Source organism: Microcella sp. (genome assembly GCF_019739195.1).
GTDB lineage: Bacteria > Actinomycetota > Actinomycetes > Actinomycetales > Microbacteriaceae > Microcella.
On sequence record NZ_JAHHDS010000003.1, the window covers coordinates 495,756 to 518,347 of the forward strand.

General features: G+C 67.4%; 27 protein-coding genes. 8 read left to right on the forward strand and 19 right to left on the reverse strand.

The window, feature by feature from the left end:
- Window positions 1-44 precede the first annotated feature (44 nt).
- The 4 genes from KL788_RS04075 (at window position 45) to KL788_RS04090 (ending at window position 4,583) form a co-directional block, all read left to right on the forward strand.
- The gene (locus tag KL788_RS04075; RefSeq protein ID WP_293168747.1) at window positions 45-1,466 is read left to right on the forward strand and encodes an aspartate aminotransferase family protein; all 1,422 of its coding nucleotides are present in this window, start codon (window positions 45-47) and stop codon (window positions 1,464-1,466) included.
- Window positions 1,467-1,555: 89 nt separating this feature from the next.
- Window positions 1,556-2,863 (forward strand): NAD(P)/FAD-dependent oxidoreductase, encoded by a 1,308-nt coding sequence (locus KL788_RS04080; RefSeq protein ID WP_293168749.1) that lies wholly within the window; start codon window positions 1,556-1,558, stop codon window positions 2,861-2,863.
- A gap of 82 nt (window positions 2,864-2,945) precedes the next feature.
- A complete protein-coding gene (locus KL788_RS04085; protein ID WP_293168750.1) occupies window positions 2,946-3,497 on the forward strand; it encodes a TspO/MBR family protein in 552 nt (183 codons plus the stop codon).
- A 27-nt stretch (window positions 3,498-3,524) separates the two neighbouring features.
- Window positions 3,525-4,583 carry a hypothetical protein gene (locus KL788_RS04090; protein WP_293168751.1) on the forward strand — a complete coding sequence of 353 codons (1,059 nt, stop codon included), beginning with the start codon at window positions 3,525-3,527 and terminating at the stop codon, window positions 4,581-4,583.
- A gap of 4 nt (window positions 4,584-4,587) precedes the next feature.
- On the opposite strand, the gene KL788_RS04095 is transcribed toward KL788_RS04090, so the two are convergent.
- Complete coding sequence (locus KL788_RS04095; RefSeq protein ID WP_293168752.1) at window positions 4,588-5,583, reverse strand: aldo/keto reductase; 996 nt, start codon at window positions 5,581-5,583, stop codon at window positions 4,588-4,590.
- Between the two features lie 94 nt (window positions 5,584-5,677).
- Between KL788_RS04095 and KL788_RS04100 the strand changes: the two genes are divergently transcribed.
- Together KL788_RS04100 and KL788_RS04105 are read left to right on the forward strand one after the other, a co-directional pair.
- On the forward strand, window positions 5,678-6,181 hold the full coding sequence (locus KL788_RS04100; RefSeq protein WP_293168753.1) for a methylated-DNA--[protein]-cysteine S-methyltransferase: 504 nt from the start codon (window positions 5,678-5,680) through the stop codon (window positions 6,179-6,181).
- Window positions 6,178-6,786, forward strand: a complete 609-nt coding sequence (locus KL788_RS04105; RefSeq protein WP_293168754.1) for a DNA-3-methyladenine glycosylase I — start codon at window positions 6,178-6,180, stop codon at window positions 6,784-6,786. The genes KL788_RS04100 and KL788_RS04105 overlap by 4 nt, the downstream gene beginning before the upstream one ends.
- Here KL788_RS04105 and KL788_RS04110 read toward each other — a convergent pair.
- The 13 genes from KL788_RS04110 to KL788_RS04170 all read right to left on the reverse strand — a co-directional run bounded on the left by KL788_RS04110 (window position 6,743) and on the right by KL788_RS04170 (window position 17,518).
- The gene (locus KL788_RS04110) at window positions 6,743-7,522 is read right to left on the reverse strand and encodes a YaaA family protein (protein WP_293168755.1); all 780 of its coding nucleotides are present in this window, start codon (window positions 7,520-7,522) and stop codon (window positions 6,743-6,745) included. The two genes, KL788_RS04105 and KL788_RS04110, sit on opposite strands and share 44 nt — an antisense overlap.
- Window positions 7,522-8,043, reverse strand: a complete 522-nt coding sequence (locus KL788_RS04115; RefSeq protein ID WP_293168756.1) for an AAA family ATPase — start codon at window positions 8,041-8,043, stop codon at window positions 7,522-7,524. Before KL788_RS04115 ends, KL788_RS04110 begins: the two co-directional genes overlap by 1 nt.
- Before the next feature lie 3 nt (window positions 8,044-8,046).
- Window positions 8,047-8,307 carry a F0F1 ATP synthase subunit epsilon gene (locus tag KL788_RS04120; RefSeq protein ID WP_293168758.1) on the reverse strand — a complete coding sequence of 87 codons (261 nt, stop codon included), beginning with the start codon at window positions 8,305-8,307 and terminating at the stop codon, window positions 8,047-8,049.
- Between the two features lie 2 nt (window positions 8,308-8,309).
- Window positions 8,310-9,773, reverse strand: coding sequence for a F0F1 ATP synthase subunit beta (gene atpD, locus KL788_RS04125; RefSeq protein ID WP_293168759.1), 1,464 nt, complete (start codon window positions 9,771-9,773; stop codon window positions 8,310-8,312).
- Between the two features lie 53 nt (window positions 9,774-9,826).
- Window positions 9,827-10,723: a F0F1 ATP synthase subunit gamma gene (locus KL788_RS04130; RefSeq protein WP_293168761.1), complete on the reverse strand. Its 897-nt coding sequence runs from the start codon at window positions 10,721-10,723 to the stop codon at window positions 9,827-9,829.
- A 77-nt stretch (window positions 10,724-10,800) separates the two neighbouring features.
- A complete protein-coding gene (gene atpA, locus KL788_RS04135; protein ID WP_293168763.1) occupies window positions 10,801-12,435 on the reverse strand; it encodes a F0F1 ATP synthase subunit alpha in 1,635 nt (544 codons plus the stop codon).
- 60 nt (window positions 12,436-12,495) lie between these two features.
- Window positions 12,496-13,287, reverse strand: coding sequence for a F0F1 ATP synthase subunit delta (locus tag KL788_RS04140; protein ID WP_293168765.1), 792 nt, complete (start codon window positions 13,285-13,287; stop codon window positions 12,496-12,498).
- A 2-nt stretch (window positions 13,288-13,289) separates the two neighbouring features.
- Window positions 13,290-13,847: a F0F1 ATP synthase subunit B gene (locus KL788_RS04145; RefSeq protein ID WP_293168767.1), complete on the reverse strand. Its 558-nt coding sequence runs from the start codon at window positions 13,845-13,847 to the stop codon at window positions 13,290-13,292.
- A gap of 11 nt (window positions 13,848-13,858) precedes the next feature.
- Entirely contained in the window at window positions 13,859-14,095 is a 237-nt protein-coding gene (gene atpE / locus KL788_RS04150) for an ATP synthase F0 subunit C (protein ID WP_047569154.1), read from the reverse strand.
- 56 nt (window positions 14,096-14,151) lie between these two features.
- Window positions 14,152-14,994: a F0F1 ATP synthase subunit A gene (atpB, locus tag KL788_RS04155; RefSeq protein ID WP_293168771.1), complete on the reverse strand. Its 843-nt coding sequence runs from the start codon at window positions 14,992-14,994 to the stop codon at window positions 14,152-14,154.
- 126 nt (window positions 14,995-15,120) lie between these two features.
- Window positions 15,121-15,612: a hypothetical protein gene (locus KL788_RS04160; protein WP_293168772.1), complete on the reverse strand. Its 492-nt coding sequence runs from the start codon at window positions 15,610-15,612 to the stop codon at window positions 15,121-15,123.
- Window positions 15,609-16,844, reverse strand: a complete 1,236-nt coding sequence (locus tag KL788_RS04165) for an MraY family glycosyltransferase (RefSeq protein WP_293168774.1) — start codon at window positions 16,842-16,844, stop codon at window positions 15,609-15,611. The genes KL788_RS04160 and KL788_RS04165 overlap by 4 nt, the downstream gene beginning before the upstream one ends.
- Window positions 16,841-17,518, reverse strand: a complete 678-nt coding sequence (locus tag KL788_RS04170; protein ID WP_293168776.1) for an L-threonylcarbamoyladenylate synthase — start codon at window positions 17,516-17,518, stop codon at window positions 16,841-16,843. Before KL788_RS04170 ends, KL788_RS04165 begins: the two co-directional genes overlap by 4 nt.
- Window positions 17,519-17,552: 34 nt before the next feature.
- Between KL788_RS04170 and KL788_RS04175 the strand changes: the two genes are divergently transcribed.
- Window positions 17,553-18,176, forward strand: a complete 624-nt coding sequence (locus KL788_RS04175) for an HAD family hydrolase (RefSeq protein WP_293168778.1) — start codon at window positions 17,553-17,555, stop codon at window positions 18,174-18,176.
- Between the two features lie 42 nt (window positions 18,177-18,218).
- Window positions 18,219-19,382, forward strand: coding sequence for a N(5)-(carboxyethyl)ornithine synthase (locus tag KL788_RS04180; RefSeq protein WP_293168780.1), 1,164 nt, complete (start codon window positions 18,219-18,221; stop codon window positions 19,380-19,382).
- 17 nt (window positions 19,383-19,399) lie between these two features.
- Here KL788_RS04180 and KL788_RS04185 read toward each other — a convergent pair whose 3' ends face one another.
- The 5 genes from KL788_RS04185 to prfA all read right to left on the reverse strand — a co-directional run bounded on the left by KL788_RS04185 (window position 19,400) and on the right by prfA (window position 22,559).
- A complete protein-coding gene (locus tag KL788_RS04185; RefSeq protein WP_293168782.1) occupies window positions 19,400-19,687 on the reverse strand; it encodes a hypothetical protein in 288 nt (95 codons plus the stop codon).
- On the reverse strand, window positions 19,684-19,896 hold the full coding sequence (locus tag KL788_RS04190) for a hypothetical protein (protein ID WP_293168784.1): 213 nt from the start codon (window positions 19,894-19,896) through the stop codon (window positions 19,684-19,686). Before KL788_RS04190 ends, KL788_RS04185 begins: the two co-directional genes overlap by 4 nt.
- Window positions 19,897-20,078: 182 nt before the next feature.
- Complete coding sequence (locus KL788_RS04195; protein ID WP_293168786.1) at window positions 20,079-20,549, reverse strand: helix-turn-helix domain-containing protein; 471 nt, start codon at window positions 20,547-20,549, stop codon at window positions 20,079-20,081.
- A gap of 47 nt (window positions 20,550-20,596) precedes the next feature.
- On the reverse strand, window positions 20,597-21,460 hold the full coding sequence (gene prmC / locus KL788_RS04200; protein WP_293168788.1) for a peptide chain release factor N(5)-glutamine methyltransferase: 864 nt from the start codon (window positions 21,458-21,460) through the stop codon (window positions 20,597-20,599).
- A 16-nt stretch (window positions 21,461-21,476) separates the two neighbouring features.
- A complete protein-coding gene (gene prfA / locus KL788_RS04205; RefSeq protein ID WP_293168790.1) occupies window positions 21,477-22,559 on the reverse strand; it encodes a peptide chain release factor 1 in 1,083 nt (360 codons plus the stop codon).
- Between the last annotated feature and the right edge of the window lie 33 nt (window positions 22,560-22,592).

Sequence of the window (22,592 nt, forward strand, 5' to 3'; positions counted from 1 at the left end):
CCAAGAAGAACGCCAAGGCCCACAAGGCCGTGAAGGAGCACACCATGACCATCGACACCGCGCTGGCACCCTCGGGCGTCGCGCTCGACGCCGCCACCGAGGCAGACCTGCAGCAGAAGGCGAAAGACCACCTCTGGATGCACTTTGCCCGCCAGTCGGGCATGGAGGCCGGCAACGGCGTGCCCATCATCGTGCGCGGCGAGGGCCACCACGTCTATGACTCGCACGGCAAGAAGTACATCGACGGCCTCTCGGGCCTCTTCGTCGTACAGGTCGGTCACGGCCGTGAGCGCCTCGCGGAGGCGGCACGCAAGCAGGCAGAAGAACTCGCGTTCTTCCCGCTCTGGTCTTACGCGCACCCCACGGCGATCGAGCTCGCTGACCGACTTGCCGACTACGCGCCTGGTGACCTCAACCGCGTGTTCTTCACCACCGGTGGTGGCGAGGCCGTCGAGTCTGCCTGGAAGCTCGCGAAGCAGTACTTCAAGCTCACCGGCAAGCCCATGAAACACAAGGTCATCTCGCGCGCCATCGCCTACCACGGCACGCCGCAGGGCGCCCTCGCGATCACGGGCATCCCCGGCATGAAAGAGATGTTCGAGCCGCTCACCCCCGGTGGCTTCCGCGTGCCGAATACCAACTACTACCGAGCCGAAGAGATGGGCTTCCACGGCTCGCTCGAAGAGTTCGGGCAGTGGGCCGCGAACCGCATCGAAGAGGCGATCCTGTTCGAGGGCCCCGACACCGTCGCGGCCGTCTTCCTCGAGCCGGTGCAGAACTCGGGCGGCTGCTTCCCGCCTCCCCCCGGCTACTTCTCCCGAGTGCGCGAGATCTGCGACAAGTACGACGTGCTGCTGGTGAGCGATGAGGTCATCTGCGCCTACGGCCGCATCGGCGAGATGTTCGCGTGCACGGCCCTCGGCTACGTGCCCGACATCATCACCTCGGCCAAGGGCCTCACGAGCGGCTACTCGCCACTCGGCGCGATGATCGTGAGCGACCGGCTCTACGAGCCCTTCAAGCACGGGCAGACGGCGTTCTATCACGGCTACACCTTCGCCGGGCATCCGGTGTCGGCCGCCGTCGCCCTCGAGAACCTGAACATCATGGAAGAAGAGGGCATTCTCGAGCACGTGCGCGAGAACTCGCCCAAGTTCCGTGCGGCTCTCGAGCGACTGAAAGACCTGCCGATCGTCGGCGACGTGCGTGGCGAGGGCTACTTCTTCGGCATCGAGCTCGTCAAGAACAAAGAAACGAAAGAGACCTTCAACGAGGCCGAGTCCGAGCGCCTGCTGCGCGGCTTCCTCTCGAAGGCGCTCTTCGACGCCGGGCTCTACTGCCGTGCCGACGACCGAGGCGACCCCGTCATTCAGCTCGCTCCCCCGTTGACGATCGGGCCGGCCGAGTTCGACGAGATCGAGGGCATTCTGCGTCGCGTGCTGACCGAAGCGGGAACACTGCTCTGAGCACGAACTCCCCTGCCCGCCGCGCTGATGAGAGTAGAAGCATCGACTACCGGGGCCTGAGCTACTGGCACGCCACGGTCGAGGACGACTTGACGCCCCGCCTTGCCCTCGATGGCGACCTCGACACCGACGTCGCCATCGTGGGCGCAGGTCTCACCGGCCTGTGGACGGCGCACGAACTGCTCAAGCGCGATCCCGGCTTGCGCATCACCGTTCTCGAGAAGAACATCGCGGGCTTCGGCGCGTCGGGTCGCAACGGCGGCTGGTGCAGCGCCCTGTTCCCCGCATCGACGACCGCGCTCGAGAAGAAGCACGGCCGCGAGGCCGCGCTCGCCATGCGGCGCGCGATGGTCTCCACGGTCGACGAGGTCGGCGCGGTGGCCGCTGCCGCGGGCATCGACTGCGACTACGAGCGCGGCGGCACGATCGTCTTCGCACGCAGCGATGCCCAGTGGCGCGCCGCGCAGCACGAGGTCGACGTGGCGCGCGGCTACGGCGTCGATGCCCTCGAGCTCTGGGGCGCCGAGCGCGTCCATGCACGGGATGCCCGGGGTGCGGTCTACGACCCGGCCTGCGCCCGCCTGCATCCGGCCGCCCTCGTGCGCGGGCTCGCTCGCACTGTCGAGCAGCAGGGTGCGGTCATCCACGAGCAGACGACGGTCGAGAGCTGGCAGCCGGGCCTGGTGCGCACCGACCGCGGCGCCGTGCGCGCCCGTTACATCATCACCGCGCTCGAGGGCTACGGTGCCACCGTGGCGCAGTCGAAGCGGCGCATCCTGCCGCTCTACTCGCTTATGGTCGCGACGCAGCCGCTCGATGACGAGGTGTGGCAGGCAATGGGCATCGCGCACGGCCAGACCTTCTCAGACGGGCGGCACCTCGTCATCTACGGTCAGCGCACCGCCGACAACCGCATCGCTTTCGGCGGGCGCGGCGCTCGGTACCACTGGGGCAGCGCGATCCGCAGCGAGTACGACCGCGTCGAGCGCGTATTCGAGCACCTCGTCGCCACTCTGCACGAGCTCTTTCCACAGCTGCCGCCGCTCGAGGTCGAGCACGCCTGGGGCGGACCGCTCGGGGTGCCGCGCGACTGGCACGCGAGCGTGACCTACGACCCCGATTCGGGGCTCGGCGGCGCCGGCGGCTATGTCGGCGATGGGCTGTCGACCACGAACCTCGCCGGCCGCACCCTCGCCGATCTCGTCACAGGGCGCGATACCGAGCTGACGCGGCTGCCGTGGGTGGGCCATCGCTCGCCATCGTGGGAGCCCGAGCCGCTGCGCTTCATCGGAGCGAACGCAGGGCTCGTCGCCATGACGGCTGCCGACGCCGAAGAGCGGGCGACCGGACGCGCGTCGCTCATCGCTCGCGCCATGGGCGGGCTCATCGGGCACTGATCTCGCTCGCTCGGCTCGCAGTCGACACGCAGGAGGCTCGGAGCATCGGCATCTACTCTCGGCGGAGCGCGAGGGAGGTGCCGTGTCTACGACGAGTCGATCGACCATGATCGTGTCGTCGTCGACCGCCCCGACCGGGTCGCGTGCTCACCAGCTGCTCGCCCTCGCCGGGTTCGTCGCCATCGTCGCCGCGGTCGCCGCCTTCGGCTCGCTCACCTCTGCCGGTGCGATCTCGGGCTGGTATGAGAGCACGCCGAAGCCCATGTGGAACCCGCCCAACGAGGTCTTCGGTCCGGTCTGGACCGTGCTCTACCTCACGATGGCCGTGGCCGCGTGGCTCGTGTGGCGTCGACCCGACTCGGTCGAGCGCACGAGAGCATTGCGGGCCTACATCGTGCAGCTCACGCTCAACGCGCTGTGGAGTCCCGCCTTCTTCGGGCTCGGCGCCCTCATCGGCTCGGCCGGTGTGTGGTTCGCCCTCGGTGTCATCGTCGCTCTCGACTTCGCGATTCTCGCGGCGATCATCCGGTTCTCCGATGTCAGCCGAGTGGCGGCGTGGATGCTCATTCCGTACTGGTTCTGGGCGCTGTTCGCCACGACGCTCAACGCGGCGATCGCCGTGCTCGCCCGATAGTCGGGTGTCGCCCGATACCGTTGCATCGTGACGTTCGCTGACTCTGCCGCCGTGCCCGCGCGCTCGCGCGGTTCGCGCATCGGGCGCGGCGTGCTCATCGGCCTCGCCGCAGTCGGCATCGTCGCTCAGGGCGCGGTACTCGCGGGCGCGGGCTGGGCGGCTGCGAACCCGCGACTCGTCGGCGACGCTGTCACCGTGCACCGCTTCGATCCGCCGGTCGCCATCTCGGCCCTCGCGACCGACGCCGACATGAGCGAGCGCGGTCGCTTCGTCTTCTACGCGAGCGTTCCCGAGCTGGTGCCAGCCGAAAGCTTCGACCTGTTCTGCTCGCGCGATGAGCCCGGCATCGGGGTGCTCGGCTGCTTCACGCTCGCCGAGGGGCGCATCTTTCTCTACGACATCACCGATGCCGACCTCGAGCCCTTCGAGGTCGTGGTCGCCGCGCACGAGATGCTGCATGCGGCGTGGGACAGGCTCAGCGCCGACGAGCAGCTGGCCCTCGCGGCGCCGCTCGAGGCGGTGTTCGCCGAGCTCGGCCCCGACCACGAGCTGGTCGAGCGCATCGCGTCGTACGAGGCCTTCGACCCGACCTCGCGCGTGCCCGAGCTCTACGCCATCATCGGCACCGAGATCGCCGAGCTTCCTGAGGCGCTCGAGCTTCACTACGCCGAGTATTTCGACGACCGGTCGGTCGTCGTGGGCGTCTGGAAGCAGATCGAGGCCATCTTCGTCGAGCTCGAGACCGAACTCGAGCGGTTGGGCGCCGAACTCGAGGCCCTCGCGGCGCAGATCGACGCCGAGCGCGAGGCCGCCGAGCGCGACGCAACCGCGCTTGAAGCAGACATCAGTGCCTTCAATGCGCGGGCCGAGCGGCCGGGCGGCTACACCAGCCAGTCGGCGTTCGAGCGCGATCGCGATGCCCTGCTCGCCCGCCAGAAGGCGCTCAACGCCCAGATCGACGCGACGAACGCGACAATCGATGCCTACAACGCCTTGCTCGACGAGTTCGATGCGCTCAACGAGCAGGCAGCAGCACTCAACCGCTCGCTCAACATCGATCCGCAGCCGATCGAGACAAGCGACTAGCGATTCACGCCTCGTCGTCGAGCGCCGGAGCGGCCACCGGGGGGAAAAGGTCGTCGATCTCGCCGAGGTCGTCAGCAGTCGGCTGCCACGCTCCGGCAGCCGCCGAGTTCTGGGCGATCTGCTCGACCGTCGTCGCGCCGGCGATGACCGAGCCCATGGCAGGGCGGCTCAGCAGCCAGCCGATCGTCGCCTCGAGCATCCCGATGCCGCGATCGGCGCAGAAAGCGGCGTAGGCCTCGAGGCGGTCCCACGGCGCGTCGGTCGCGAGGTGCGGGCGCTGCCGCATGATGCGCGTATCGACGGGGCCGCCGTCGCGTGAGAACTTGCCCGTCAGCAGACCGTTGTAGAGCGGGTAGTACGGCAGCAGACCGATGCCTGTCTGCGCGGCGGCCGGCAGCAGCTCGGCATCGGCGTCGCGCACGAGCAGGCTGTATTCGTTCTGCGCCGAGATGAATCGCGGATGCTCGCTCGTGGTGGCCGTGGCCTCGGCCTCGAGTAGCTGGGCGGCCGAGAAGTTCGAGTGGCCGATGTATCGCACGAGCCCCGCATCGATGAGCTCGTGCAGGGCAGCGAGTGTCTCGTCGATCGGTGTCTCGGGGTCGGGGGTGTGCAGCTGATAGAGATCGATGTGGTCGGTGCGCAGCCGCCGCAGCGAGCCCTCGACCGAGGCGCGAATGTACCGGCGAGAACCGTGAGGAACATCAAGCAGCTCGGGGTTCTTCGCGCCATCGTTGCCGAACTTGGTCGCGAGCACGACCTGGTCACGGCGCCCGGCCAGCGCCACGCCCATCATGGTCTCGCTGCGGCCGTGGCTGTAGCCGTACATCTCGGCGGTGTCGAGCAGGGTGATGCCGTGGTCGATCGCGGCGTGCAGCACGCGCGAGGTGCCAGCCTGCTCCTCGGTCGGGCTGCCGGGGCGGCCGAAGTTGTTGCAGCCGAGTCCCACGGCCGAGACAAGCAGGTCAGATCGGCCCAGAGGGCGCAGCGGCATCGATGTCATATGCCTATCCTCCCCCGCCGCGCCTGAGCGAGGGCTATCCCCGTGTCTCGAAACCGCCAGCGGCCGGATGCTCGCCAGCGCTAGCCTGACGTGCATGACTCCCCCCACGACTTCTGCAGCAGGCCTGCTCACGATCGACTCGCCCCTCGGGCGCATTGCCCTGCACGGCGACGGCGGCGCCGTCACCCGGGTCGAGATCGCCACGCAGGGCGCGCTGTCGAGCGACGGTGCTCCCGATGCGCCCACGCCGGTGCTCACGCGCGCCGCGAAAGAACTCGCCGAGTACTTCGCCGGTCGACGTCGCTCGTTCACCGTGCCCGTGCGCGTGGTGGGCACGCCGTTTCAACAGGCCATCTGGCAGCAGTTGCAAGAGATTCCGTTCGGCGCGGTGCGCGGCTACGGCGAGCTCGGGCGCGCCACGGGTCGGCCTACCGCGGGCCGTGCGGTCGGTGGTGCGGTCGGCGCGAACCCCGTGCCACTGCTGATCCCCTGCCACCGCGTGCTCGCGAGCGATGCCCGCATCACGGGCTACAGCGCGGGCGACGGCATTCCGACGAAGGTCTGGCTGCTCGACCACGAGGGCATCACGCACCGATGACCGACTCGGCCGAACTTGCGCCCCCAGCTACTGACCGGCCGCGCTGCGGCTGGGCGGGCAACGACCCGCTCTATCAGCGATATCACGACGATGAGTGGGGCGTGCCACTGCACGGCGACCGCGCCCTGTTCGAGAAGCTTAGCCTCGAGGCTTTTCAGAGCGGCCTGTCGTGGATCACGATCCTGCGTCGACGCGACGGCTTTCGCGACGCGTTCGCGGGCTTCGAGATCGATCGCGTCGCCGCCTTCGACGACCGTGATGTCGAGCGTCTGCTCGGCGATGCCGGCATCATTCGCAACGGCGCCAAGGTCGAGGCGACGATCGCGAACGCCCGCGTGCTGAACGAGTGGACGAGTGCTGAGCCCGGAGCCCTCGATGCGCTCATCTGGTCGTTCCAGCCGCCCGCGCGCGATCGACGGCCCGACTCGCTCAGCGAGATTCCTGCCCAGACCGACGAGTCTCGCGCACTCGCCCGTGCACTCAAAGATCGCGGGCTGCGGTTCGTGGGCCCGACGACCGCCTACGCCCTCATGCAGTCAGCGGGCCTTGTCGACGACCACGTCAGCGGGTGCTGGCGCGCGCAGGCAGAGTTCCCGGCACGATGAGCTCGAGCATCCGCTCATCGATGCGGCGCAGCGGCCAGCCGAGCGCGGTCGATCTCGTGCACAGCGCAGTGATCGTTCTCGGAAGGGCTCCGGCGTTCAGAAGAGCGCGCACCCACTCGCCCTTTCCCTTCTTGTTGAAATGGTTGAGCGCCCGCGCCACGCCGTCGTCACCGACCGCGACGACCGAGACCCCAACAGCATTCGCACGCTCGGGGAGAGCCCCCAGGGCCGCGTAGCCGGCCGACCGCAGATCGATGATCGGTGTTGGCAACTCGGCGAGTGCCTCTGAAATCACTCCGCCCCACGCACGCTTGAGGGGCCGTGCCGGAAGCCTGCTGTCGTGCGAGAGACGGTACGCCGGAATCGGGTCGTCGGCCCGCAGAAGGCCGAAGAGCGCCGAATGCACGACGAGTGAGGCCGAGGCCCGTCGACGGGCCGCAGCGGGCAGTGATCGCACATCGAGCGCGTCGTAGAGCACTCCGGTGTACCGCTCGATGGCCGGCATGGTGCCGCTCGACAGCAGGGTGCGATTGCGCTCGAGCTCAACAGCGGCCGACGTAGAGCCGAGCTTGAGGGCCCGGGCCGCTTGCTCGTCATCGGCGCTCAACTCGATGACAGCCGCGACGAGGTCGCGACGAGTGTCGGTAAGCGACGCGAACGACAGGGCCTCGAAGACAAGCGGGTGACCCGTTCCGCCCTCTCGCTTGGTCTCCGAGGGCGGCAGCAGAATCTGCATCAGGAGCGCAGGAACGTCGCCGCGCGTTCGACGAGCTCGGGCAGCGGCGCCATGGTGTCGAGGGTGAGTCGCGGCCGCGCTCCAGCGAGGCCCGACCACGCGTCGTACTCGTCGAGGCTCTGCTCGACGGCATGCCACGTGGGCTCCGCGAGGTGCACGAGATCTCGGCGACGCTCTTCGAGCCGCTGACGATGCACGGCGGCATCGCTGCAGAAGGTCTCGATGAAGCGCACCTCGACGCCGATACGGTCTGCGAGCAACACCCATTGGTCGCGGGCTGGCGCAACGGCGTTCACGGCGTCGACGATGATGCTTTGCCCGGCGCGCAGCACCGCGTCGGCGATCGTCTCGGCCACGAGGTACGCGGCGAGGCCGGTCGGCTGGTCGTCGTCGATACCGGCGCGAAGAATGGCCGACTCGAGAGGATCGACCGACACGACGGCGATGCCCCACTGCCGCGCCAGCTGCTCAGCGACCGTGCTCTTGCCCGACCCCGGAAGGCCGGCCATCGCGATGAGCACGGACTACGCGAGCGCGGCGGCGCCCGCGACGATCGTGACGGTGTCGTTCTCGACCGAGAGGAAGCCGTCTTCAGCCTGCGCGACGATGACCGCACCTTCGGTGGGCGTGATGCGCACTTCACCCGCGCTCAGGATTCCGAGCAGCGGCTCGTGGCCCGGCAGAATTCCGATCTCACCCTCGGTGGTGCGCGCCACGATCTGCTTCGCGCGCCCCGACCAGACCTCTCGGTCGGCCGAGACGACGCTCACCGTGAGCTCGGCCATGACTAGCCGTTCTCCTTCTGAATCTGCGCCCAACGCTCTTCGACGTCGCTGATCGGGCCGACGTTGAAGAAGGCCTGCTCGGCCACGTGGTCGAACTCGCCCTTGGCGATCGCGTCAAACGACTCGATGGTCTCCTTCAGGGGAACCGTAGAACCCTCGACACCCGTGAACTTCTTGGCCATGTAGGTGTTCTGCGACAGGAACTGCTGAATGCGACGTGCACGCGAGACGGTGATCTTGTCTTCTTCCGAGAGTTCGTCGACACCCAGGATGGCGATGATCTCTTGCAGCTCTTTGTTCTTCTGCAGAATCTGCTTGACCGTCGTCGCGACGCGGTAGTGGTCGTCGCCGATGTAGAGCGGGTCGAGGATGCGGCTCGTCGAGGTGAGCGGGTCGACGGCCGGGTACAGACCCTTCGACGCGATCTCACGGCTGAGCTCAGTCGTCGCGTCGAGGTGCGCGAAGGTCGTGGCCGGTGCCGGGTCGGTGTAGTCGTCGGCGGGCACGTAGATGGCCTGCAGCGAGGTGATCGAGTGACCACGGGTCGAGGTGATGCGCTCCTGCAGAATACCCATCTCGTCGGCGAGGTTGGGCTGGTAGCCCACCGCCGAGGGCATGCGGCCGAGCAGCGTCGACACCTCGGAGCCGGCCTGAGTGAACCGGAAGATGTTGTCGATGAAGAGCAGAACGTCCTGGTTCTGCACGTCACGGAAGTACTCCGCCATCGTCAGCGCCGACAGGGCCACGCGCAGACGGGTTCCGGGCGGCTCGTCCATCTGGCCGAACACGAGAGCGGTCTTGTCGAAGACGCCGGCTTCTTCCATCTCGTGGATGAGGTCGTTGCCCTCACGCGTGCGCTCACCGACACCCGCGAAGACCGAGACACCGCCGTGGTCTTGCGCCACGCGCTGGATCATCTCTTGGATGAGCACGGTCTTGCCGACACCGGCACCGCCGAAGAGGCCGATCTTGCCACCCTGCACGTAGGGGGTCAGCAGGTCGATGACCTTGATGCCGGTCTCGAAGAGCTGGGTCTTCGACTCGAGCTGGTCGAATGCCGGGGGCTTGCGGTGAATGGGCCAGCGCTCGCTGACCTCGATCTTCTCGCCGGGGGCACCGTTGAGCACGTCGCCCGTGACGTTGAACACCTTGCCCTTGGTGACGTCGCCCACGGGCACCGTGATCGGCGAGCCCGAGTCGCGCACCTCCTGCCCGCGCACGAGACCGTCGGTCGGCTTCAGCGCAATGGCGCGCACGAGGTCGTCACCGAGGTGCTGAGCGACCTCGAGCACGAGCTCGGTCGACACGTCGTCGATCGTGATCGTGGTCGAGAGCGCGTTGTAGATGCCGGGGATCGCGTCGTGCGGAAACTCGATGTCGACGACGGGTCCGGTCACGCGGGCGATGCGGCCGACTCCTGCCGGAGCCGCCTTCGCGGCCGGTGCCTTCTTGGTTGCGGTAGCCATGGTTTCTCTTCCTATCGTCTGTGCTGTGCGTCTGGGTGCGCGAGTGAGCCGCGCTACTTCGTACTGAGGGCGTCGGCGCCGCCGACGATCTCAGAGATCTGCTGGGTGATCTCGGCCTGGCGCGCGTTGTTCGCCAGGCGGGTGTAGTCGAGAATCAGCTTGTCGGCGTTGTCGCTCGCCGACTTCATGGCCTTCTGACGGGCTGCGTGCTCCGATGCGGCCGACTGCAGCATCGCGTTGAAGATGCGGCTCTCGATGTACACCGGCAAGAGCGAGTCGAGCACATCATCGACCTCGGGCTCGAATTCGTATAGCGGCAGCACGGTGGTGTCGCCGGGCTCATCGACACCGTCGACGACCTCGAGCGGCAGCACGCGCACGATCTCGGGCGTCTGCGTGACGAGGCTCACGAAGCGGTTGTAGACGATGTGGATCTCGTCGACACCGCCCTGTGCGCCGCCGAGCACAAATGCCTCGACGAGCGTGTCGGCAATCTCTTTCGCGGTGGCGAACTCGGGCTGGTCGGTGTTGCCGGTCCACTGCTTCTCGACGGCACGTCGACGGAAGGCGTAGTACGAGACGGCCTTGCGCCCGACGACGTAGATGACGACCTCGCGGCCCTCGTCTTCGAGTCGGGTGCGCAGCTCATTGGCCTCGCGGATCGACTGCGAGCTGAACGCGCCGGCGAGGCCGCGGTCAGACGTGAAGACGACGACGGCCGCGCGCGTGGGGTTCTCGCGCTCGGTGGTCAGCACGTGGTCGACGTTCGAGTACGTGGCCACAGCCGACACCGCTCGCGTGACGGCGCGCGCGTACGGCGCCGAGGCGGCCATGCGCGCTTGCGCCTTCTGGATTCGCGAGGCGGAGATGAGCTCCATCGCGCGCGTGATCTTCTTGGTCGTCTGGGCAGAACGAATCTTCTGCCGGTAGACCCGAAGTTGCGCTCCCATGGTTGGTTTCCGTTTCTTGGTCGGTGCTCGAATGATCAGTCGGTCGAGAAGGATGCGGCGCGCTCAGCGCGCCGACGTCACTTCTTGCGGCGAACGATCTTCTCCTGGTTGATGTCTTCGGCCTCGACGGCCTCGAACTGCTCGTTGCCGGCGTGCACACCGCCCTCTTCGCCGCCCTGGAAGGCCACGACGAACGCGTCGACAGCCTTCTCGAGCTCAGCTTCAGTGGCGTCGTCGAGCACGTTGGTGTCGCGCAGCGTCGTCAGGATCGAGGTGTTGCGGCGCAGGTGGTCAAGCAGCTCGCTCTCGAAGCGCAGCACGTCGTCGACGTCGATCGTGTCGAGCTTGCCCTTCGTGCCGGCCCAGATCGAAACGACCTGCTCTTCGACCGGGTAGGGCGAGTACTGGGGCTGCTTGAGCAGCTCGGTGAGTCGGGCGCCGCGCGAGAGCTGACGACGGCTGGCAGCGTCGAGGTCGCTCGCGAACATGGCGAAGGCCTGCAGCGAGCGGTACTGCGCGAGCTCGAGCTTCAGGGTTCCTGAGACCTTCTTGATGCTCTTCACCTGGGCGTCACCACCGACGCGCGACACCGAGATGCCGACGTCGACAGCGGGGCGCTGGTTGGCGTTGAAGAGGTCGGACTGCAAGAAGATCTGGCCGTCGGTGATCGAAATCACGTTGGTCGGAATGTAGGCCGAGACGTCGTTGGCCTTGGTCTCGATGATCGGCAGGCCGGTCATCGAGCCGGCGCCGAGGTCGTCGGAGAGCTTCGCGCAACGCTCGAGCAGACGCGAGTGCAAGTAGAAGACGTCGCCCGGGTAGGCCTCGCGCCCCGGCGGCCGGCGCAGCAGCAGCGACACGGCGCGGTAGGCCTCGGCCTGCTTCGACAGGTCGTCGAAGATGATGAGAACGTGCTTGCCGCCGTACATCCAGTGCTGGCCGATGGCCGAGCCCGTGTACGGGGCGAGGTACTTGAAGCCCGCGGGGTCGGAGGCGGGGGCAGCGACGATCGTCGTGTACTCCATGGCGCCGGCCTCTTCGAGCGCGCCCTTGACGGCGGCGATCGTCGAGCCCTTCTGGCCGATGGCGACGTAGATGCAGCGCACCTGCTTGTTGGTGTCGCCCGACTGCCAGTTGGCCTTCTGGTTGATGATCGTGTCGATAGCGATGGCCGTCTTGCCGGTCTGGCGGTCACCGATAATGAGCTGGCGCTGACCACGGCCGACGGGGATCATGGCGTCGATCGCCTTGATGCCGGTCTGCAGGGGCTCGTGCACGCTCTTGCGCTGCATGACTCCGGGCGCCTGCAGTTCGAGAGCGCGGCGGCCCTCCGTGGCGATCTCGCCGAGGCCGTCAATCGGCGCGCCGAGCGGGTCGACCACGCGGCCGAGGTAGCCGTCGCCGATCGGAACCGAGAGCACCTCGCCCGTACGAGTGACCTCCATGCCCTCGACGATGCCGGTGAACTCGCCGAGCACGACGACGCCGATCTCGTTCTCGTCGAGGTTCTGGGCGAGACCCAGGGTGCCGTCGGCGAAACGGATGAGCTCGTTGGCCATGACGCCGGGAAGCCCCTCGACGTGCGCGATGCCATCGGCCGCGTCGATGACGTGGCCGACCTCGGTCGCCGCCACCTTGCCGGGGGCGTACGACTTCGCGAAGTTCTTCAGCGCGTCGCGGATCTCATCCGGGCTGATCGTCAGTTCTGCCATGTTCTTCCCTTTTCGTTCGAGAACCCGTGCGGGCTCTCGGCTGGTTGTCGTGAGCCGGACCTAGCCGGCCAGCTGAAGCTTCAAGTCGTTGAGTCGTGCGGCGATGCTGCCGTCGGTGACCTCATCACCGACTTGCACGCGCACGCCGCCGATGAGCGACGGGTCGACGATCTGGTTGATGACGTGCTCGCGACCGTAGCGAGTCGCGATCGACTCGGCGACGTTCGTGCGCTGTTCGGCCGTGAGCGGCGCGGCGACCGTGACGGTCGCGATGCCCTTGCCCGCGGTGTCGGCGGCCGTGGTCGCGGCACTGCGCACGAGCTCACCGATGCGGCGGCCGCGAGGCTGCTGCACGAGGTGGCCGGCAATTGCGCGGCTGTGCGCCGAGGCACGCGACCCGAGCAGGTCGGTGACGAGCGCGAGCTTCGAGGCGGCAGTGCCGCGCTTGCTGCCAATCGCGAGCTCGAGCTCAGGGTGTGAGGTGACCGCACGACCGAATTCGAACAGTTCGGCCTCGATGACGCCGTCGGCGGGCGCATTCGCGGCGATCGCGCGGATGCCGATCTGCTCGATGCCGGCCAGCAGGTCGTCCCCGCTCGACCAGCGGCTCGCGACCATCGTGTGCAGCAAGCCGCGTGCCGGAGCACCGAGCTCAGAGAACACGGTGTCGACGAGCGCCGTCGTGCCCGCGGAGTTCGCCGAGGGGTTCGACAGGGCGTTCAGCAGCTGCGGCGACGAGCCGATCGTGCGCGCGGCGGCGAGCAGCTGCTCTCCGGCAGCGAGGTCGATGCCCTTCGCGGCCGAGAGAGCTGTGCGCGCCGACTCGAGCGCGCTGCGCGTCGCAGAGCCCATCGTTACTTGGCCGCCTTCGTCGATGCGGTCGAGTCGCTCTCGAGGTCGGCCAAGAAGCGGTCGACGAGCGAGGTAGCACGCTTGTCGTCAGTGAGGCTCTCGCCGATGACACCGCTGGCCAGGTCGAGGGCGAGGGTGCCCACTTCAGCGCGCAGAGAGACGAGAGCCGCCTGGCGCTCGGCCTCGATCTGCTGCTGAGCCGTCGCCGTGACGCGGGCGGCCTCGGCCTGCGCCTGCTCTTTGAGCTCGGCGAGGATCACGCCGCCTTCGGCGCGAGCCTTCTCGCGGATCGTCGCAGCTTCGGCGCGCGCCTCGGCGAGCAGCTTGTTGTACTCCTCGAGCGCAGCCTTCGCCTCGGCCTGAGCCGACTCGGCCTTCTCGATGCCGCCCTCGATGAGCGCGGCTCGCTCGTCGAGCGTCTTCTGCATGCGCGGCAGCACGACGCGCCAGAACAGCAGCAGAACGAGGATGAACGGAATGAGCGAGTAGACGATGTCGTACCACGCCGGAAGCAGCGGGTTCGGCGTCTCGTCGGCCGCGATGATGAGCTCTGCGAGCATGAGGGGCTCTCTTAGTTGGTGAAGATGAAGTACGTCGCGATACCGATGAACGCGAGTGCTTCGGTGAAGGCGATACCGATGTACATGAGCACCGTCAGGCGGCCCTGCAGCTCGGGCTGGCGGGCAACCGACTCGATCGTCTTGCCGACGACGATGCCGACGCCGATACCGGCACCGATGGCCGAGAGGCCGTAGCCGACGGTCGCGATGTTGCCGTTGATCTCGGCGAGAACCGTGTTTGCGTCCACGAGGGGTGTTTCCTTCCGTTGCGAAGTGAGCCGAGCGGCTGCCCGGCTCCGGGTCGTTAGTGCTCGTCTGCCAGCGCGAGCTGGATGTAGACAGTGGTCAAGAGGGCGAAGACGTAGGCCTGCAGCACCGAGACGAGAATCTCGAAGAAGGTGAAGGCGGTGCCGAACGCGAGCGTCACGGCGCTTGCGGCGATCCACCAACCGCCCAGCTCGACCATGAAGAACGCGGTGGCCGAGAAGAACAGTACGAGTAGCAGGTGGCCGACGATCATGTTCATGAGCAGTCGCAAGGTGAGCGTGACCGGTCGCAGCACGAACATCGAGACGAACTCGATGGGGGTCACGATGATGTAGAGCACGGGCGGCACCCCGGGCGGGAAGAGCGCGTTGCGCAAGAAGGTCCACGGGTGCTTGCGGAGCCCGGCCCAGACGAAGGCGATGTACGCAGCGATCGCGAGCACGAGTGGCATGCCGATGACCGAGTTCGCCGAGATGTTGATACCGGGCACGATGCCGGTGAGATTCATGAACAGCACGAGGAAGAAGATCGTGGTGATGAGCGGCAAGAAGCGCTTGCCGTCTTTCTGCCCGAGCAGGTCTTCGACGATGCTCTTGCGCACAAACTCGAGACCCATCTCGATCGTGCCCTGGAAGCGACCGGGCACGAGCTGCATCTTGCGCGTGCCGAGCCAGAAGAGCAGGAAGATGAGCGCCACGATCACGAGCCGCAACAGCATGATGCGGTTCATCTCGAAGAACTCGTTGCCCTCGAAGAAGATGGCAGGCGGGAAGAAGTCGAGGATCGACGGACCCTTGAACTCCGGAGCGTCTGTCGCAGGAGCGGTCGCGAAAGCGAGAATGGGGATCAAGGCAACAGCGCTCAGGGGAGTCTCCAGCATCGGGGCGATACGAGTGGCATCGCGGCGATTGGCGGCGGTGGTTCCACCCTACCAAGAGAACGGGCGATCGATGAACCGTGCCTCAGGCGTCGAAGGGCCCGCGAGACCCGGTCGACGGGCCCCCGATCACAGGTCGGGAATCTCGTCTTTGCTCGGCAGGCGCACGTCGCTCACGTAAGGCACGCGCGACCTCGTGACGGCGATGATGTCGGTCACGAGCCCGCCGACGACAGCGACGACGAGCGTCACGAACAGCACCGTCGGCTCGACGAAGGGGGCATCGCGCAAAGTGATCACGAGAGCGAGGAACGCGATGAACTTGAGGATCCACGACCCGATCACGATGCCAAAGTAGGCGGGCGAGAGAAGGTCGCTGCCGGTCACGCGATCAGCGACGAGGATGCTCGCAGCGGTGAGCCCGAGAAACACGAACGCCATTCCGGCGCCGATGAGGGCGCTCAGCAGACCGGGCAGCTCGGCGACGAGCGCTCCGACCACGCTGCCAATGATCGCGATCGCGAACGTCAGGGCTCCCCCGTAGATGAGCGAGAGGCGCAGCGCGGGGGCAGCACTCGAGGGGCGCGGGTCTGAGGGGCGGGATGCGGTCGAGCTCGTCATCGGGTTTCCTCCTGGTGGGGAACGGTCAACTCATCGGAGAGTTCGCTGTCATCGAGGGCATCGGGGGCAGCAGCATCCAGCGGGTCGAACCGGGCGAGGGTGATCTCGTTGTCGCGCGCCGACTGCGCAGCCGCCTCGATGCGCTTGCGGCGGCTGAGGGGCGCGAGGGTGAACGCCGTGCAGACGATGAGCCCGATGACGATCGCCGTGAGCGCCCACCACCAGGCGACGAACAGGAACAGCAGAGTGCCGAAGGCCACGACGGTGGTCCAGCCGTAGAAAATCAGCACGGCATGAAAGTGCGAGTGCCCCATGTCGAGAAGTCGGTGATGCAGGTGCTTGCGGTCGGCGCTGAACGGAGATTTGCCCGCCCGCAGGCGCCGCAGCACGGCGAGCCCGAAGTCGAGCAGCGGCACAACAAGCACGGCGAAGGGCAGCATGAGCGGCAGGAACGCCGTGACGAGCTGACTGGGGTCGATGTTGGGCGTGATCTGACCGGTGACCGAAATCGTCGACACCGCCATGAGCATGCCGATGACGAGGGCTCCCCCGTCGCCCATGAAGATCTTCGCGGGGTGCCAGTTGAACGGCAGAAAGCCCGCCGTGGCGCCCAGCAGCACGGCCATGACGAGCGAGGCGAGGTTGAAGGCGGTCTGCGCCGTGTCGATCGAGAGTAGATAGCTGTAGATGAAGAACACCGTGCCGGCGATGATCGTGACGCCTGCGACGAGACCGTCGAGGCCGTCGATGAAGTTGACAGCGTTCATCACGAGCACGACTGCGAGAACCGTAATGAAGAGTGACATCGTCGGCGAGAGCACGGTGATGCCGTTGTTGGGCCCAATCGGCAACGACGTCAGCTGCAGGCTCGACCAGGCGAGAAACCCAGCGACGAGCAGCTGGCCGGCGAGCTTCGTCATCCAGTTGAGGTCGTAGAGATCGTCGATGACCCCGATGGTCAGCATGACGAGCGCGGCGAGCACGATCGCGATGACGGGGAACGGATCGGCGAAGACCAGGTTGAACCAGCTGATCTGCGAGGCGATCGAGAGGGCGACGACGATGCCGACGACGATCGCGATGCCGCCGAGGCGCGGCGTGGGCGAGGTGTGCACATCGCGATCGCGAATACCCGGGTACAGCTTGTAGCGGTGACCGAGCCGCAGCACGGCCCACGACGCCGCGAAGCTCACCAGCGCGGCGATGAGCGCGACGAGCAGATAGAAAGTCACGCCACAAGCTCCGCGCCGACGACGCGGGCGATCTCGTCGGCGGGGATAACGCCTTGCCGCACGATGCGCAGTTTGCCCTCGGGCAGATGCAGGTTGGTGGCGTCGACGATCGTCGAGGCCTGGTCGGCGCCCGGCTCGACCTCGACACCGACCGTGCCGCCGTCGAGGTACACGCTTACCCGGTCGCCGAGCATCGTCAGCGCGTCAGCCGCGGTGCGGGCGGCGGGCATCCCGCTGATATTGGCGCTTGAGACGGCGAGGGGGCCGGTGTCGGCGAGCAGGTGCAGGGCGTGGCGGTTGTCGGGCATGCGCAGGGCGACGGTGCCCTTGGTCTCGCCGAGATCCCACAGCAGAGACTCGCGGGCCTCGACGATGACGGTGAGACCGCCCGGCCAGAACTCTTTCACGAGCTTCTCGACCGCCTCGGGCACGTTCTCGGCGAGTGCGTTGAGGGTCGGGATGCCCGGAATGAGCACGGGCGGCGGTGCATCGCGGCCCCGCTCTTTCGCATCGAGCAACCTCTGCACGGCCTCGGCGCGGAAGGCATCGGCCGCGAGGCCGTAGACGGTGTCGGTCGGCAGCACGACGAGCTCGCCCCGGCCGATGGCGCCACGTGCCGCCCGCAGACCCTCGAGCAGCTCGCTCTCGATCGAGCAGTCGTACACGGCGGTCATGATGCGTTCATCGTACTGGGGCAGACTGAGGGGCGTGACCCTGCTCTTCGTGTTCGACATGGACGACGTTCTCTACGACTACGACTGGCGCGCGCGCATGGCAGAGCTCACCGAGATCACCGGCCACGACCTGCACGAGCTGCGCCGACGATGGTGGATCAGCGGCCTGGAGTGGAAGGCCGAAGCCGGCGACCCGAGCGACCCTGACGAATACCTCGCTCGCGTGGCAGGCGTGATCGGGGCTGAGATCTCGCGCGAGGAGTGGGTGCGCATCCGCTCAGAGGCAACGAACGCGCGGCCCGCCGCCCTCGACGCCGTGCGCCGCGCAGCCGAGCTCGGGCAAGTCGCTCTTCTCACGAACAACGGCATCCTCATCCACCATCACCTTCACGAGGTGGCGGCTGAGCTCGTACCCATCATGGGGCGCGAGAACCTGCATGCCTCGGCGTTCTTCGGTGCACGGAAGCCCGACCCGGTCGTCTTCGAGCGCGTGCTCGCCCACTACGGGGCCGCGGCTACTGACACGTTCTTCGCCGACGATCTCGTCGAGAATGTCGCCGGCGCCGCGTCGATCGGCATCACCGGCCACCTCTACGTGGACGAGGCCTCGCTGCTCGCGGCGATCGAGGCCTTCGCCGCCGAGGCCCGCGCCGCGTAGCCCTGCGAGCGGGCGCCACGACGGCTCGCTCTACTGTGGGGTATGACCTCACCCGACCCTGCACCCGCCCTGCTGCACCTCGGCGTGATGGCGAACTCGCGCAAACCCGACGAGCGGCGCCTGCCGATCCACCCCGGCCACCTCGAACGCATCTACCCCGATCTGCGCGCGCACATGACTCTCGAGCGCGGTTACGGTGCGCGGTTCGGCATCGCGGATGCTGAGCTCGAGCCCCTCGTCGCCGGGATAGCCGACCGTGCTGAGGTGATCGCCCGTTCTGACGTCGTGCTGCTGCCGAAGCCACAGGCTTCCGATCTGGCTGACCTGCGCGACGGCCAGGTGCTGTGGGGCTGGCCGCACTGCGTGCAAGACCGTGCGATCACCCAGCTCGCGATCGACAAGGGCCTGACGCTCATCGCGTGGGAGGCCATGAACCACTGGCGGGATGACGGCAGCTTCGGGCTGCACGTCTTTCACAAGAACAACGAGCTCGCCGGCTACTGCTCCGTGATTCACGGCCTCGAGCTGTGCGGCTCGACGGGCGACTACGGCCGCCGCCTGACCGCGGTCGTGATCGGGTTCGGCGCGACCGCGCGCGGTGCGGTGACGGCGCTCAATGCGCACGGCATCCACGATGTGCGCGTGCTCACGAATCGCGACATCGCCGCGGTCAGCGCACCCATCCCCTCCGTCGACATCGTGCAATTCGAGCACGACGACGACCCCGCTATCGGCAGCACGGTCAACACCGACGACGGGCCGGTCGCACTCGCGGCCTATCTCGCCGAGAACGACATCGTCGTCAACTGCACGCTGCAAGACCCGAACGCTCCCCTGACCTATCTGGAGCTCGACGACCTCGACGCCTTCCGGCCGGGCAGCCTCATCATCGACGTGTCGATCGACGAAGGCATGGGGTTCAGCTGGGCACGGCCCACCTCGTTCGCCGATCCGATGTTCACGGTCGGCGACTCGACGAACTACTACGCCGTCGACCACAGCCCCTCCCTGCTCTGGAACTCGACGACGTGGGAGATCAGCGAAGCGCTCATGCCCTTCTTGCGCGCGGTCATGGAGGGCCCGGCGTCGTGGGCCGACTCCGACACGATCACGCGTGCGATCGAGATCGAGGATGGCCGGGTGCGCAACGAGGCGATCCTGACGTTCCAGGGGCGGACTGCGGAGTACCCGTACGAAGTCGCGTAAGCATGTAGTCGCCGGTGTCAGCCGGAGCCTGCAGCTACGGCGACAATCAGCACTCCAAGGCCAACGGTGAAAACCACGAGCACCGAGCCGAGAACGCGCGGAAGCGACGATGGCGTCGGCCCGGAGCCTCGTCGGTTGAACCACATGTCGTGTTTCATCTGGCTACGGTCCATGTAGCGTCGAGCATCGTCGGGAAACGTGATCACCCACACACCGACAGCACAGAAGCCGACCAAGACAAGTAGCAAGGGAAGGGCCACGGCCCAATCTCGGACGTCGAGCGTCTGCGCCGCGGCCGCGATCACGAGTCTTCTGCCAGGAGCCGGGCAACCATCGCCGGGATGCGGATGGTCACTGCGGCCCAGAAGAGGTCGTCGTTCATGCCGACGTAGCCGGCGTGCGCGGCGATGTTTCGCGTGGCCTTGATCGCGGTGATCTCGTCAGCCGACAGGTTCTCGGCGAGTCCAGCAAACTCTGACCGCTCGAGCAGCGCCGCGAGACGGATGACGACCATGCTCGCCACGTCGTAGTGGGGCGCTCCCTCCGCGAAAGACTCGCGACCCGTCTCGATGACGGAATCGCATCGTTGAACGATGCGCTGCAGCTCGTTCCGGATGTTCTCGGCGTCCGTGTACGCACGTCGATCGCTATCGCTTCGTGGCCGCGGCTCGAAACGGCGTGTGTCGCCCGACTCGGTCACAGCGCGACCGCCTCGAGTGCTGCCTGTGCGGCCTGCGGAGAGTCGGCGGTGTCCGTGACCACGTCGACCGGGAACCCGGTCAAGGCGCGCACCTCCTCCGCAAACAGCGCCAGGTCGAAGAGGTCGACCCGCGGGCCGGCCGACACGATGAGATCAATGTCGCTGTCGAAGTGGTCTTCGCCCCGGACGGTCGAGCCGAACACCCGAACCCGCTCGATCCCCCGATGTGCCGCCAGCGCGGTGATCTGATCGGCGAAATCGGCAAGCGGCAGCGACGGGCGATAGTCGGCCGCACGCAGCACTCGCTCGAGCATCTCGTCTGAGGCACTGCGCGTGCCCTTCTCCATCTGCGCGAGGCTCGGCTGGCTGATGCCCGCCCGTCGTGCGAGCTCGCTCTGAGTGAGCCCGGCGTCGAGTCGCGCCCGGCGGATGAGGTCGCCGGGCTGCGTCGTCGAGAAGCGAGCCATGCAGTCAATATATCACCGCGCTATATTCCAGAGAAGGGGATGCGGCGTTACCGGGTGGCGGTGGTCGCGCGGTCGCGGCCGAGCAGGTCACGGTGCGAGGCCACCGCAGTGAAGCCGCCCGCGCGCACAAGGGCCGCGATGGGTTCGGCCTGCAGCTCGCCGTGCTCGATCACGAGGGTGCCGCCGGGTCGCAGCAGGCGGTGCGCTGTGACGACGAGCGCGCGCACGGCGTCCAGGCCGTCGGCACCCGAGTAGAGAGCGTGCTCGGGGTCGAAGAGGCGCACCTCGGGGTCGCGAGGAACCGCACCCACGGGGATGTAGGGCGGGTTGGAGGCGACGACGTCGACGGTGCCGTCGAGCTCGGGGAGAGCATCCGCGAGATCGGCGAAGACGAGCCGCACCCTGTCGTCGCCGTAGCGGCGCACGTTGCGGGTGGTCCAGACGAAGGCCTGCGGAGAGTTCTCGACGGCGACGACCTGGGCATGCGGCACCTCGACTGCCATAGCGAGGGCGATCGCTCCGCTGCCGCTGCCGAGGTCGACCGCGAGGGGCTGCGAGCTCGCGACGGCGGCGAGGGCGTCGATCGCGAACTGCACGACGAGCTCGGTCTCGGGCCTCGGCACGAAGACGCCCGGGCCGACGGCGAGCTCGAGGGTGCGGAACGGCGCGACGCCGGTGATGTGCTGCACGGGCTCGCGCAGGGCACGCCGCTCGATGAACTCGGTGACAGTCATGACCTGCTCGGCGTCGACGGGCGCGCCGACGAGAGCCTTGGCCTGCACCTGCCCGCGGCTCATGCCGAGCACGTGCCCGATGAGCAGGTCGGCGTCGGCCTCGGGGGTCGGCACGCCAGCCTCGCCGAGCACCCGGATGGCGTGGTCGCGCAGAGCGGCGAGGTCGGGGATGCTCACGGGAGGGCGGAGCGGGTCAGGCTTCGGTGTCGCCGAGGGCGTCGAGACGCGCCTCTTCGTCGGCCTGGATGCACGACTCGACGACCGGACCAAGCGCCCCGTTCATGACGGTGTCGAGGTTGTAGGCCTTGTAGCCCGTGCGGTGGTCAGCGATGCGGTTCTCGGGAAAGTTGTAGGTGCGGATGCGCTCCGAACGGTCCATGCCGCGAATCTGGCTCTTGCGGGCATCGCTGGCGACAGCATCCCGTTCCTCCTGCTGACGCGCGAGAATACGGGCCCGCAGCACGCGCATGGCTGCCTCGCGGTTCTGAAGCTGGCTCTTCTCGTTCTGCATCGACACGACGATGCCGGTCGGCAGGTGGGTGATGCGCACGGCCGAGTCGGTCGTGTTGACCGACTGCCCGCCGGGGCCGCTCGAGCGGTAGACATCGATCTTGAGGTCGTTCTGGTTGATGTCGACCTCTTCGGGCTCGTCGACCTCGGGAAAGACGAGCACGCCGGTCGTGGAGGTGTGGATGCGCCCCTGCGACTCTGTCGCCGGCACGCGCTGCACGCGGTGCACGCCGCCCTCGTACTTCAGGTTCGCCCACGGGCCCTGAGCAGGGTCGCTCGAGGTGCCCTTGATAGCGACCTGCACGTCTTTGTAGCCGCCCATGTCGCTGCGCGTCGCGTCGAGCAGCTCGACCTTCCAGCCCTTCGACTCGGCGTAGTAGCTGTACATGCGCAGCAGGTCCGCCGCGAACAGCGCCGACTCTTCGCCGCCCTCGCCGCCCTTGATCTCCATGATCACGTCGCGCCCGTCGTCGGGGTCGCGCGGAATCAGCAGGCGCCGCAGCTTCTCGGCGCGCTCGGTGAGCGCCTGCTCGAGCGAGGGCACCTCGTCAGCGAAGGCCTCGTCGTCTTTCGCCAGCTCGCGCGCGGCGATGAGGTCTTCGTCGGCCTGCCGCCAGTTCTCGTAGGCCGCGACGATCTGGCTCAGCTCGGCATAGCGCCGGTTGAGCTTCTTGGCGCGCGCGGCATCGGCGTGCACGGCGGGGTCGCCGAGCTGCTCTTGCAGTGCTTCGTGCTCGGCGATGAGTGAGTCGACCGACTCGAACATGGAGTACTCCCTCGGGTCACACGCGCCGGAGCG